12 protein-coding genes are annotated in these 12,133 nt (G+C 61.5%); 11 read left to right on the forward strand and 1 reads right to left on the reverse strand.

All coding sequences use genetic code 11. The annotated features are described in order from the left end of the window. The first annotated feature begins 165 nt into the window (after nt 1-165). The 5 genes from cmoA to C1A35_RS21770 all read left to right on the forward strand — a co-directional run bounded on the left by cmoA (nt 166) and on the right by C1A35_RS21770 (nt 4,313). Nucleotides 166-933: a carboxy-S-adenosyl-L-methionine synthase CmoA gene (cmoA, locus tag C1A35_RS21750; protein ID WP_104666334.1), complete on the forward strand. Its 768-nt coding sequence runs from the start codon at nt 166-168 to the stop codon at nt 931-933. 12 nt (nt 934-945) lie between these two features. Continuing rightward, complete coding sequence (locus C1A35_RS21755) at nt 946-1,680, forward strand: methyltransferase family protein (protein ID WP_104666335.1); 735 nt, start codon at nt 946-948, stop codon at nt 1,678-1,680. A gap of 139 nt (nt 1,681-1,819) precedes the next feature. Beyond that, entirely contained in the window at nt 1,820-2,473 is a 654-nt protein-coding gene (locus C1A35_RS21760; RefSeq protein WP_104666452.1) for a response regulator transcription factor, read from the forward strand. A gap of 22 nt (nt 2,474-2,495) precedes the next feature. Then, the gene (locus tag C1A35_RS21765; protein WP_440271550.1) at nt 2,496-3,794 is read left to right on the forward strand and encodes an ATP-binding protein; all 1,299 of its coding nucleotides are present in this window, start codon (nt 2,496-2,498) and stop codon (nt 3,792-3,794) included. A gap of 114 nt (nt 3,795-3,908) precedes the next feature. Then, nucleotides 3,909-4,313 (forward strand): VOC family protein, encoded by a 405-nt coding sequence (locus C1A35_RS21770; protein WP_104666337.1) that lies wholly within the window; start codon nt 3,909-3,911, stop codon nt 4,311-4,313. Between the two features lie 83 nt (nt 4,314-4,396). On the opposite strand, the gene C1A35_RS21775 is transcribed toward C1A35_RS21770, so the two are convergent. After that, a complete protein-coding gene (locus C1A35_RS21775; RefSeq protein WP_104666338.1) occupies nt 4,397-5,722 on the reverse strand; it encodes an MFS transporter in 1,326 nt (441 codons plus the stop codon). Nucleotides 5,723-6,016: 294 nt separating this feature from the next. Here C1A35_RS21775 and cyoA point away from each other — a divergent pair, with 294 nt between their 5' ends. From cyoA to C1A35_RS21805, 6 genes are all read left to right on the forward strand, one after another. Then, on the forward strand, nt 6,017-7,135 hold the full coding sequence (cyoA, locus tag C1A35_RS21780; protein WP_199772993.1) for a ubiquinol oxidase subunit II: 1,119 nt from the start codon (nt 6,017-6,019) through the stop codon (nt 7,133-7,135). An 80-nt stretch (nt 7,136-7,215) separates the two neighbouring features. Next, entirely contained in the window at nt 7,216-9,219 is a 2,004-nt protein-coding gene (gene cyoB, locus C1A35_RS21785) for a cytochrome o ubiquinol oxidase subunit I (RefSeq protein WP_104666340.1), read from the forward strand. A 4-nt stretch (nt 9,220-9,223) separates the two neighbouring features. Continuing rightward, nucleotides 9,224-9,844 (forward strand): cytochrome o ubiquinol oxidase subunit III, encoded by a 621-nt coding sequence (gene cyoC / locus C1A35_RS21790; protein WP_104666341.1) that lies wholly within the window; start codon nt 9,224-9,226, stop codon nt 9,842-9,844. Beyond that, on the forward strand, nt 9,841-10,245 hold the full coding sequence (gene cyoD / locus C1A35_RS21795; protein WP_104666342.1) for a cytochrome o ubiquinol oxidase subunit IV: 405 nt from the start codon (nt 9,841-9,843) through the stop codon (nt 10,243-10,245). Before cyoC ends, cyoD begins: the two co-directional genes overlap by 4 nt. 20 nt (nt 10,246-10,265) lie before the next feature. Then, on the forward strand, nt 10,266-11,009 hold the full coding sequence (locus C1A35_RS21800) for an SURF1 family protein (RefSeq protein ID WP_104666343.1): 744 nt from the start codon (nt 10,266-10,268) through the stop codon (nt 11,007-11,009). Nucleotides 11,010-11,133: 124 nt separating this feature from the next. Next, nucleotides 11,134-12,018 (forward strand): helix-turn-helix domain-containing protein, encoded by an 885-nt coding sequence (locus C1A35_RS21805; RefSeq protein WP_104666344.1) that lies wholly within the window; start codon nt 11,134-11,136, stop codon nt 12,016-12,018. The last annotated feature ends 115 nt before the right edge of the window (nt 12,019-12,133 follow it).

Raw genomic sequence — 12,133 nt, forward strand, 5'->3', positions numbered from 1 at the left:
CGCGCCGTGATGCGGTGACGAGCGCTGCAATCTGCGCAACCGCCGCCGCCAAGCCTTTCAGGTTCATGTCAGGTTCGGGTGGCTTGTGTGGCCGCATCGAACGCTCCGGGGACAGAGGCGATTAGCCTCTCCCTGGCGTGCCTCGGACAAGAAAGGAAAGTGTGAATGGTTGGCAAGGCCCCACACCTACACGTGCACGACAACAGCCACCGCAGAGATGAAGTTTTCGCTGCACCGGACCAGAACGTCGGCGATTTCGCCTTCAATGCCACGGTTGCGGCCGTCTTTGACGACATGGTCAGCCGGTCGGTTCCCTACTACGGCGAAATCCAGCGGATGGTCTGCGAACTCGCCAGCGACTTTGCCGAAGCCGATACCAATCTCTACGATATCGGTTGCTCCACGGCGACAACGCTGCTCGGGCTCGACGCCATGGTTGACCCTGCCGTGCGCTTCGTCGGTATCGACAACGCCCCCGACATGATCGAGAAGGCGAAGGAAAAGATCGTCCAGGCAAATTCCAACCGAGCGATCGACCTGAGGGGAGGCGACCTTCACCAGGGCATCGAGATCCACAATGCCAGCGTCGTCCTGATGCTCTTAACGCTGCAGTTCGTGCGCCCGCTCTACCGCGAGCGCGTCATGCGCTCGATCTATGATGGGCTGAACGAACGCGGCGCTCTGCTGCTCGTCGAAAAGCTGACCAGCGAGAATTCGACGTTCAACCGACTGTTCATCGAGCATTATTACGACTTCAAGCGCCGCAACGGCTATTCCGAGATCGAGATCGCCAAGAAGCGCGAAGCGCTTGAAAACGTCCTTATCCCCTACCGCCTGGAGGAAAATTTCCAGCTGCTCAGGGAAGTGGGCTTCCGCAGCGTCGAAGTGTTTTTCCGCTGGTACAATTTCTGCGGCATTGTCGCCATCAAGTAGGACGGACCGACCATGATCGCGATCGGCAATTTTCTCTTCCGCTTCCGCAACCAGCTGTTTCCGGCTGCTATCGTGGTCTTGTTCCTGCTGATGCCGCCGGCGGCACTCGTGTTGGACAACCCGGTGCTGACCCTCGCCAAGGATGCGGCCGCGATCCTCATCATCCTGGCCGGCCTGGCGCTGCGCGCGACGGTGGTTGGCTACAAATACATCCAGCGCGGCGGCCTGAAGAAAAAGGTCTACGCCAAGGACCTCGTGACCGAGGGCATGTTCGGCGTTTGCCGGAACCCGCTTTATGTCGGAAACATGCTGCTTTACACCGGCATCTTCCTGCTGCACGGCAATCCGTTGCTCATTGTGGCCGGCGTCAGCCTCTTTGCCTTCATGTACCAGTGTATCGTCTATGCGGAGGAAGCCTTTCTGCTTCGCACCTTCGGGGAAGCCTATCGGGCCTATTGCCGCGACGTCCCGCGCTGGATGCTGCGCCTTTCAAACTTCAGTCAGTCCACGGAAGGCATGACGTTCAACATCCGGCGTGTCGTCGGCAAGGACTATTCCACCGTCTCGGCAGCGATGATCGCGATCCTTGCGACGGAGATGTACAAGTTAGCAACCTACGAACCGTCAGGCCGGAATACCGGCGTGCTCGTCGTGCTCGGCGGCGCGATGGCGCTGGTCGGGATCGCGACGGCGGTAATCAGCTACAAGAAGAGGCGCGGAGCCTTTCGCGATCCGGTCGCCTCCTGAAATCCTCTCTTTTTTGCGCCTCGAAGGCGGCGGCCGGGGATGGACCGCCGTGGCCGCAGTTCCCCTCACGGCCGCTCAAGGACTTGACGCCCATCCCCGATCGACCATAGGCAAGGACGAACAAGTGTCCGGTGATATCTTGAGAGTCCTATTAGTCGAAGACGATCAGGTTCTGGGGGAGGCGCTGCGCGACCATGTCGCCGCCGTCGGCCATGCGGTCGACTGGTTCAAGCGGATCCTCGATGCCGTGGCGGCAACCGATACGGTATCCTACGGACTGATCCTGCTCGATCTCCGATTGCCCGATGGCGAGGGGTTGACTCTTCTGCGCTCGCTGCGCGCACGCGGCGACGGCACGCCGGTGATCATTCTGACGGCTCACGACCAGATTTCCGATCGGATCGAGGGCCTGAACAGTGGAGCCGACGACTATCTCGTCAAGCCTTTCGATCTCAACGAGCTGACGGCCCGCATGCTGGCTGTTTCCAGGCGCTACACGGGCAATGCCACGCCGATGCTCAAGCTGCCCGGCATCGAGATTGACCAGGTTCACCGCAGGATCGCCGTCAATGGCGACAGTCAGAGCCTCAGTGCCCGGGAGTGGGCCGTTCTCGACAAGCTGGTGGCTCATCCGGGCGCGCTCGTATCCAAGGCGCAGCTTCACGACGCGCTCTACGCCTTCGGTGCCGAGATCGAGAGCAATACGGTCGAGGTCTATATCAGCCGATTGCGCAAGAAGATCGGTTCCGACCGGATCGAGACCGTGCGCGGCCTCGGCTACTGCTTCAGGTGATGGCATGGCCGACAGGAGAAGCATGACACGCAGACTGGCCATTGCGCTCACCAGCGTCGTTGCCCTGTTCTGGTTCGTCGCGCTCGGGCTTGGCGTCTACGTGATGCGGGACGAGTTCACCGAGATTTTCGACAGCGGCGTGCAGGAAACCGCGGAACGCCTGTTGCAGATCGTGGCGGACGAGGCGGCGAGGGACCCGCCCGATGGCTTGTCCCAGGCGTCGGTTGTGGCGCCCGCGCTCAACTCGCAATACCTCACCTACCAGGTCCGCGATCGCGATGGCCGCATGCTGTTTAACGACGGCGCGCCGGAACCCTTCGCCGTTCCGCTTGCAACCGGTTTCTCGCAGACCCCGACCCATCGGATCTACACGGCCGGAACGAGCGACGGCTCGCTCTACGTGCAGGTTGCCGACGCGATCGAACATCGCACCGAAGCCCTCATGGAAGGCGGGACCGCGCTGCTCCTGCCGCTCTTGGTCCTGATACCGGGCAGCATCCTTGCGATCGTCTTCGTCGTCCGCAGCACGCTGTCGCCCGTCGCACAACTGCGCGACGATATCCTGAGCAAGGACAGTGGCAACCTGGCGCCGATCGACGAGGCGTCGCTGCCGCGCGAGCTGCGGGCGATCGCGCGCTCCGTGAACCTGCTCTTGGCACGGCTCAAGGCAGGGCTTGAGGCGGAGCGCGAATTCACGTCGAACAGTGCTCACGAACTGAGGACCCCGATTGCCGGCGCGCTCGCGCAAACCCAACGGCTGGCGAGCGAGGTGCCTCAGGCGTTTCAGCCGCGAACCGCTCAGATCGAACGTGCACTCGTGCATCTGAGCCGGCTTGCCGAGAAGCTGCTGCAGATGTCGCGCGCCGAGGCGGAGATTGCCATCTCGGACGAGCAGCACGATCTGTTGCCGGTGTTGATGGTGGTCATGCAGGATCTGGAACGATCGGCGCTCGGCGCCAACCGGCTGAAGGTCGAGGTCGACGAGGGCACTGTTCTCGAACGCCCGATCCGCGCGGATGCGTTTGCCATCGTGCTGCGCAATCTCCTGGAAAACGCCCTGGTCCACAGCCCGCCGGGCAGCCGCGTCGATATCCATGTCGATCCGATGGGCATTCGCGTCACGAACGAGAGTGCTGTTGTCGGCGAAGACGTGCTTGCGAATCTGACGAAGCGCTTCGTCCGTGGTCCGACCGAAGCCTCCGGCTCCGGGCTCGGCCTTGCGATCGTTGAGCGGCTGGTCGAGCAAATGCACGGGCAATTGCATATAGCTTCACCGGCGCGGGGCATGACGCAGGGATTTGAGGTCGAGGTCCGCCTCTGATCGCCGCAGATACAAGGCAGGCCAAAACTCTCCGTCGCGATCGTGAAAACCATTGCCTTCGGCGCTGCTTGCTGGATCATGCGCAGCCTTGCCGCCAATGGAGTTGAGAATCGCATGAACCAATCGCTCGCGCACATTGCCCTGGTCGTTCGCGACTACGACGAAGCGATAGATTTCTACGTCAACACGCTGGGTTTCACGCTTGTCGAGGATACGTATCAGCCGGAGCAGGACAAGCGATGGGTCGTGGTCAAGCCCGTCGGCGACGGCAACACGTCCTTGCTTCTCGCCCGCGCCTCGACGACCCACCAGCAGGATTACATCGGTGATCAGGCCGGCGGCAGGGTCTTCCTGTTCCTGCGCACCGACGATTTCTGGCGGGATTACAACAGGTATGTCGAACGCGGCGTCGAATTCGTGAGGGAGCCGAAGGAAGCGCCGTACGGCATCGTCGCCGTCTTCAGGGATCTCTATGGAAACCTCTGGGATCTCGTCCAGTTCGCCGATGCCCGCGGCTGAACAACCGTAATCGCGATCACGGCGACGAGATGACAGACAAACGATCGGGGCGCCGAAGCCGGCGCCCCGATCGCATCTTGTCTTTACTGCTGGTCGAGTGCCCGCGTCAGGCTGAGTGCTGCAATCGTGCAGATCGCACCTGAAATCAGGTAACCGCCGATGAAGATGATGCCGAAGCTGCTGGCAAGGCCAAGTGCGACGAGCGGCGCGAAGGCGGCGCCGAGGAGCCAGGCGAGGTCCGAGGTCAGCGCCGCACCCGTGTATCGGTAGTACTTCGTGAAGCGCGAGGACACGGCGCCCGAGGCCTGGCCGAAGGTGAGGCCGAGAACGGCAAAGCCGATCAGGATGTAGGCATCCTGCCCGGCTCCGCCGGCGTCGAGAAGGAAGGGTGCGGAGAAACTGAAGATCGCGATCAGGGTTGCACCGAACATCAGTTCGTTGCGGCGGCCGACGCGGTCGGCGATCACGCCCGACACGACAATGCCGATCGCACCGACGGCCGCGCCTGCGACCTGGACCAGCAGGAACCGGGCGGCCGACTGCCCCCCGTTGAGGATGACCCAGCTGAGCGGGAAGATCGTCACCAGGTGGAACATCGCGAAGCTCGCCAGAGGCACAAAAGCGCCGAGCACCACGTCCAGCGCGTGTTTGCTCAGCATCTCGAACACCGGCCGAGCCTGCAGTTCCTGCGCTTCCATGGCAGCGCCGAACTCCTTGCTGGCGACGATGCGAAGACGCGCGAACAGCGCCACGACGTTGATCGCAAAGGCGACGAAGAACGGATAGCGCCAGCCCCAGGAGAGGAAATCCTCCTCGGAAAGATTGGCAACGAAGTAGCAGAAGATGATGCTGGCGAGGGCGAAGCCGATGGGGGCTCCGAGCTGCGGGATCATCGCATACCAGCCCCGTCGGTTCGGCGGAGCGTTAAGGTTCAGCAGCGACGCCAGGCCGTCCCAGGCGCCACCAAGGGCAAAGCCCTGTCCCAGCCGGAAGAGGGCCAGAAGCGCCACCGCCCAGTATCCGATCGTCTCATACCCCGGCAGGAAGGCGATCGACGCGGTTGAACCGCCGAGAATGACGAGCGCGATGGTCAGCTTGGTGCCGCGCCCGTAGTTGCGGTCGATCCACATGAACACGAAGGAGCCGACCGGGCGGGCGAGGAAAGCGAGCGGGAACAGTGCGAAGGACATCAGCGTCGCAGTGACCGCATTGGGGGCGAACGGGAAGATCAGTTTCGGGAAAACGAGGATCGAGCCGAGGCCGTAGACGAAGAAATCGAAGAATTCGGAGGTTCGTCCGATGACCACCCCGATGGCGATGCTGCCGGGGGAGAGCGGCTTGTCGTCCTCGTGAATGCGACGTGCATCCCGCTCGAGACCAGACGATGTTGGGTTAGCGACCGAAACCATGAATTTCTCCGACGAACGAACGTCTTGTCGTTAGAGTGTTGACCAATTGGCGTCTGATATCAAGAATGCCGTGCACGTACATGCGCACATGCCTCATTCGAGTTCGTGCCTAACGTTCGCTGGAACAGCCGGTATCGAACCGACGAGAAGCCTTTGCGCCCGTACAAACGCGCATAGAGCGATAAGGCCGTCACTGCACTGCGGCAAAATGCTGCGCTGCGACGATCGACCTCAGTTCCATGCGCGATCATGCCCGAGTAATGCCGACTAGACAAAACGCAAGTTGAGGCCGCAATGCCGAAGCCATTCAGTTTAGCCGGACAATCGATGATTGCCGTCCTGTTGCTCACCGTTCTCACGGGATGCAACATGGTGGTCATGTCGCCATCCGGCGATATCGCCGCGCAGCAGCGGGATCTGATCGTTATCTCGACGGTCCTGATGCTGCTGATCATCGTTCCGGTCCTTTTCCTGACCCTTTTCTTCGCCTGGCGCTATCGTCAGTCGAACACTGCCGCCAAATATGACCCGGAATGGCATCACTCCACCGGTCTAGAAGTCATCATCTGGTCGGCGCCGCTCGCCATCATCATCGCACTCGGCGCGATCACCTGGGTCAGCACCCACAAGCTCGACCCCTATCGACCGCTCGATCGGATCGATGCGGCGCGCCCGGTCACCGAAGAGATGAAGCCGATCACCGTCGAGGTCGTCGCCCTCGACTGGAAGTGGCTGTTCTTCTATCCGGAATACGGCATCGCCACGGTCAACGAGATGGCGGCACCCGTCGACGTGCCGATCAACTTCAAGATCACAGCCTCGTCGGTCATGAACTCCTTCTACGTTCCAGCGCTTGCCGGCATGATCTACGCCATGCCCGGAATGCAGACCAAGCTGCACGCCGTCATCAACAAGGCAGGTGAATACGAAGGCCTTTCGTCCAACTACAGCGGCGACGGCTTCTCGCACATGCGCTTCAAGTTCCACGGCGTGGATCAGGCCGGTTTTGACGCCTGGGTTGCCCGGGTGAAGCAGAACGGCACGATGCTCAACCGCGACGCCTACCTGAAGCTCGAAAAGCCGAGCGCGAAGGAGCCGGTGCGCTACTACGCTGCCGTCGAGGACGGCCTCTATGAAGCCGTGCTCAACATGTGTGTTCGCGAAGGCCAGATGTGCATGAAGGATATGATGCACATCGACATGATGGGCGGAGCCGGCGTCGAAAGCCATGAGAACCGCGCCAAGCTCGAGCATGACAACCGCCACGCGGGCGGCGTGACCGAAGCGGCCGCACCGGCTGCGACCTTCCCCGAGACCGGCAATCCCGCCAAGAGCGAGGAGCCGGCAGAGGGCGTCAAGGAAGGGCAGCCGGCGGCTGAGCCCATGAACCACGACATGCACAAGACGCACTAGGACTTTCGCGCGCTCGCAGGCTTCGATCCAGCGAGCGCCAGGGCCCTTCGGGCCGCAATTCGAGACATATTGGAAGACCCATGTTTGGTGACACCAGCCTCACGCAATTCATCTTCGGGCGGCTTACCTGGGAAGCGATCCCCTATCACGAGCCGATCCTCGTCGTGACCTTCGCGGCCGTGGCCGTGGGCGGCCTCGCGATCCTCGCGCTGATCACGAAGTACAAGCTCTGGGGCTATCTCTGGCACGAGTGGTTCACGTCGGTCGATCACAAGAAGATCGGCATCATGTACATCATCCTGGCGATCGTCATGCTTCTGCGCGGCTTCGCCGACGCGATCATGATGCGCCTGCAGCAGGCGATCGCCTTCAACGGCAACGAGGGCTACCTCAACCCGCACCACTACGACCAGATCTTCACGGCGCATGGCGTGATCATGATCTTCTTCGTGGCCATGCCTTTCGTCACCGGCTTCATGAACTACGTCGTGCCGCTGCAGATCGGCGCGCGCGACGTCTCGTTCCCGTTCCTCAACAATTTCTCGTTCTGGATGACGACGGGCGGCGCGATCATCATCATGATGTCGCTGTTCGTAGGTGAATTCGCGCGCACCGGCTGGCTCGCCTATCCGCCGCTTTCGGGAGCGGACTACAGCCCCGGCGTGGGCGTCGACTATTACATCTGGGGGCTACAGGTGGCGGGCGTCGGGACGACCTTGTCCGGTATCAACCTGATCGCCACCATCGTGAAGATGCGCGCGCCCGGCATGACCTTCATGAAGATGCCGGTCTTCACCTGGACCTCGCTCTGCACCAACATCCTGATCGTCGCGACCTTCCCGATCCTGACGGCAACGCTCGCGCTCTTGTCGCTCGACCGCTACCTCGGCTTCAACTTCTTCACCAATGACCTTGGTGGCAATCCGATGATGTATATCAACCTCATCTGGATCTGGGGCCATCCGGAAGTCTACATCCTGATCCTGCCGGCCTTCGGCATCTTCTCCGAGGTCGTCGCCACCTTCTGCGGCAAGCGCCTGTTCGGCTACACCTCGATGGTCTACGCCACCTGCGTGATCATGATCCTCTCCTACCTGGTGTGGCTGCACCACTTCTTCACCATGGGTTCCGGCGCGTCGGTCAACGCCTTCTTCGGCATCACCACGATGATCATCTCGATCCCGACCGGCGCGAAGATGTTCAACTGGCTCTTCACCATGTATCGCGGGCGCATCCGCTACGAACTGCCCATGCTGTGGACCATCGGCTTCATGGTCACCTTCGTTATCGGCGGCATGACCGGCGTCATGCTGGCGATCCCGCCGGCCGACTTCGTGCTGCACAATTCGCTGTTCCTGATTGCCCACTTCCACAACGTCATCATTGGAGGCGTGCTCTTCGGGTTGATGGCCGGCGTCGTCTACTGGTGGCCGAAGGCTTTCGGCTACAAGCTCGATTACTTCTGGGGCGCGATGAGCTTCTGGTTCTGGCAGATCGGCTTCTTCTTCGCCTTCATGCCGCTCTACGTGCTCGGCCTGATGGGGGTTACCCGCCGCGTCAGCCAGTTCGAGGACCCATCGCTGCAGATCTGGTTCATCATCGCCGCCTTCGGCGCCGTCCTGATCGCACTCGGCATCGCGTCCTTCATCATCCAGCTGATCGTCAGCTTCCTGCGCCGCGAGCGACTGCGCGAAACGTCGGGCGATGCCTGGGATGGCCGCACGCTGGAATGGTCGACCTCGTCGCCGCCGCCGGACTACAACTTCGCCTTCACGCCCGTCGTGCACGACCATGACAGCTGGTACGACATGAAGAACCGGGGTTATGAGCGCCCGCTCGAAGGCTTCAAGGCGATCCACATGCCGAAGAACACCGGCACGGGCATCATTCTCTCCGGCATCAGCGTCGTGCTCGCCTTCGCCTTGATCTGGTACATCTGGTGGCTGGCCGCGGTCTCCTTCATCGCCCTGCTCGCCGTCGCCATCGGCCATACCTTCAACTACAACCGTGATTTCTTCATTCCCGCGGAAACTGTCGCGGCGACCGAAGACGCACGCTCGAAGCTGCTTGCGGAACGGACCTGAGACGATGAGCCAAACCCAAGTCCAAGAAACAGAAAAGCCGCAGTTCTACCTGACGGAAGAGCATCATCCGGAACACAGCACCATGCTGGGTTTCTGGCTCTACCTGATGAGCGACTGCCTGATCTTTGCCGTGCTGTTCGCTACGCATGGCGTTGTCGGCCGCAACTACGCGGCAGGGCCATCACCGGCCGACCTGTTCGACCTTGGCCTCGTCGCGTTCAACACGGCGATGCTGCTGCTCTCGTCGATCACCTATGGTTTTGCGATGCTCCAGATGGAGCGCAACGCCAAGATGGAAACGCTGTTCTGGCTTGGCGTCACCGGCGTGTTCGGCGCGATCTTCCTCGCAGTGGAGCTTTATGAATTCTATCACTTGCTGCACGAGGGCGCCGGTCCGACGCGTTCGGCCTTCCTGTCCTCGTTCTTCACGCTGGTCGGTACGCACGGGCTGCACGTCACCTTCGGCATCATCTGGCTGATCACGCTGATGGTGCAGGTCAAGAAACATGGATTGAACCCGGAAAACCGCCGCCGCCTGATGTGCCTTTCCATGTTCTGGCACTTCCTCGACGTCATCTGGATCGGCGTCTTCTCCTTCGTCTATCTGTTGGGAGTACTCGGATGAGTTCGCAGCATCCTGGCCACGAAAGCGCGTTCGAGCCCCACCACGCGCACAGCCACCCGGGCGACGCAGCCGGCCACGGCTCGTTCAAGAGCTATATGACCGGCTTCATCCTGTCGGTGATCCTGACGGCCATTCCCTTCTGGCTAGTGATGGGCGGCGTGCTCGACAGCAAGTTGCTGACCGCCGTGCTCGTCATGGGCATTGGCGTCGTGCAGATCGTCGTGCACGTCATCTACTTCCTGCACATGAACGCCCGCTCCGAAGGCGGCTGGACGCTGATGGCGCTGATCTTCACGATCATCATCGTCGGCATCGCGCTCGCCGGTTCGCTCTGGGTCATGCATCACCTCAATACCAACATGATGCCGATGACCCACGAAATGATGAAGAACATGCCCTGAGCGGGGCGGGCAGACGCGAAATGACCGCTGGCCATGACGTGAAAGGGGAGGGTGCGAAGGCGTCCTCCCGCGCCCGGTTCCTTCTGACCGGCGCGCTCCTGTTTCTCGGCATCGTATTCGTGGCGCTCGGGACATGGCAGGTCCAGCGGCTCTTCTGGAAGCTCGACCTCATCGGGCGCGTCGATGCGCGCGTGCATGCCGAAGCGGTCCCGGCCCCGGCGTCGCCGGACTGGCAGGGCATTACCCGCGAGAAGGACGAGTATCGCCGGGTCCGCGCGACAGGCACCTTCGGCCATGACAAATCGGTACTGGTCCAGGCTGTAACGGAGCGGGGGGCCGGTTTCTGGGTCCTGACGCCGATGCGGCTTGAAGACGAGACGACGGTTCTCGTCAATCGCGGTTTCGTGCCCACTGACCGGCGCGAGCGGGCGGCCCGCGCCGAAGGCGAAGCGGCCGGAACCACAGAGATCATCGGGCTCCTGCGCATCAGTGAGCCGGGCGGCGCTTTTCTTCGTTCCAACGATGCGGCCGGCGATCGCTGGTTCTCGCGCGACGTGGCCGCGATCGCCACGGCAAAAGGGCTGACGAACGTCGCGCCGTATTTCATCGATGCCGATGCGACACCAAATCCCGGTGGCCTGCCGATCGGCGGCCTCACGGTTGTCAGCTTTCGGAACAGCCACCTCGTCTACGTCCTGACCTGGTTTGCGCTTGCGATCATGAGCGCCGGGGGCGCGTGGCTCGTCTGGCGGCGGGTCGCATAAACATTCACCGCTGCCCGCTGATCCGCCGTGTTGTTGGGGCTTCCGTTGAACATTAAAGATGAGTAATAGAGGAAGGAATTAGCGAGAGGCGTCGCCTCGTCCCTTCAGCATTGGATACGCGTCGATGTCGTTTCAACCGCGGATGCAGAACAAGATTTCCGGGTTCAAGGTGATCGGCGGACTGCATCGGCGGCAATGGAACGGGATTATCGCCGATGTCTGGGATGTCGAATGCGAGGCGAGGGCTGGCGGCCACTACCTGTCGGACGATCCACGCATGTTCATCGTGCTTGACGCCCAGGGCGGCAGCCGCTGCAATGTCAGGCTTTCGCCGGATGGGCGTGGCTCGGTAGAGAACGCGCGCCAGCAGGCGCTTTCCTACATTCCCGCGGGCATGGAAATCTGGGCCGATATGGTCGATGTCAGCCACATCCGCCACCTCGACCTGCATTTCAACCTCGAAATCCTCAGCCGGCGGCTGGCGGAGGATCTCGATGCGGGCCGCTGCGACACGCCGCGGCTGATGTTTCACGACGAGCGCTTTCTGCAGCTCGCGCAACTGATCGCCGCCGAATGCGTCAATCCGCAGCCCTTGCACGATCTTTACGGCGACGGGCTGACGGTTGCGCTGTTCATCGACCTGATGAAACTCAACCGTTCGGATGCCCGAAAACGCAGCCCGCTCGCCACCTGGCAGCTCCGCCGCGCCGTCGACTACATCGACGAGAACTGGGGTCGCAACATTCGCCTTGAGGAACTGGCGTCCCTTGCCGGACTGTCGCAGTCGCACTTCAGCCACGCCTTCAAGGCCTCGACCGGCATGGCGCCGCACCAGTGGCAGACCAATGCGCGGATCGAGCGGGCCAAGCAGCTTTTGCTGAAGAACGAGGCATCGCTGACGGCAGTTGCAGCCGAGACCGGCTTCTCCGACCAGGCACACTTCACCCGGGTCTTCCGCAAGGTCGTGGGCGCGACTCCGGCCTCGTGGAAGCGCAGCCGATTGAGCTGAGCAAGTTCCATCCCGAAGAGCGGTTGTTCACTCGGAATAGCCCAGAAACGTTCAATTCTCGCGGATCGCGACAAGAGTTGCCGGAATAGTTGATATAAATACTCATCTTATTAGA

Source organism: Ensifer adhaerens (assembly GCF_002940685.1).
Taxonomy (GTDB): domain Bacteria; phylum Pseudomonadota; class Alphaproteobacteria; order Rhizobiales; family Rhizobiaceae; genus Ensifer; species Ensifer adhaerens_E.

Excerpts from the sequence above, each read along its gene's own strand:
- C1A35_RS21775 (WP_104666338.1), bottom strand. The coding sequence starts at position 5,722 with ATGGTTTCGGTCGCTAACCCAACATCGTCTGGTCTCGAGCGGGATGCA.
- C1A35_RS21765 (WP_440271550.1), top strand. The coding sequence starts at position 2,496 with ATGACACGCAGACTGGCCATTGCGCTCACCAGCGTCGTTGCCCTGTTC.
- cmoA (WP_104666334.1), top strand. The coding sequence starts at position 166 with ATGGTTGGCAAGGCCCCACACCTACACGTGCACGACAACAGCCACCGC.
- cyoC (WP_104666341.1), top strand. The coding sequence starts at position 9,224 with ATGAGCCAAACCCAAGTCCAAGAAACAGAAAAGCCGCAGTTCTACCTG.
- C1A35_RS21770 (WP_104666337.1), top strand. The coding sequence starts at position 3,909 with ATGAACCAATCGCTCGCGCACATTGCCCTGGTCGTTCGCGACTACGAC.
- C1A35_RS21755 (WP_104666335.1), top strand. The coding sequence starts at position 946 with ATGATCGCGATCGGCAATTTTCTCTTCCGCTTCCGCAACCAGCTGTTT.
- cyoB (WP_104666340.1), top strand. The coding sequence starts at position 7,216 with ATGTTTGGTGACACCAGCCTCACGCAATTCATCTTCGGGCGGCTTACC.
- cyoD (WP_104666342.1), top strand. The coding sequence starts at position 9,841 with ATGAGTTCGCAGCATCCTGGCCACGAAAGCGCGTTCGAGCCCCACCAC.
- C1A35_RS21805 (WP_104666344.1), top strand. The coding sequence starts at position 11,134 with ATGTCGTTTCAACCGCGGATGCAGAACAAGATTTCCGGGTTCAAGGTG.
- cyoA (WP_199772993.1), top strand. The coding sequence starts at position 6,017 with ATGCCGAAGCCATTCAGTTTAGCCGGACAATCGATGATTGCCGTCCTG.
- C1A35_RS21800 (WP_104666343.1), top strand. The coding sequence starts at position 10,266 with ATGACCGCTGGCCATGACGTGAAAGGGGAGGGTGCGAAGGCGTCCTCC.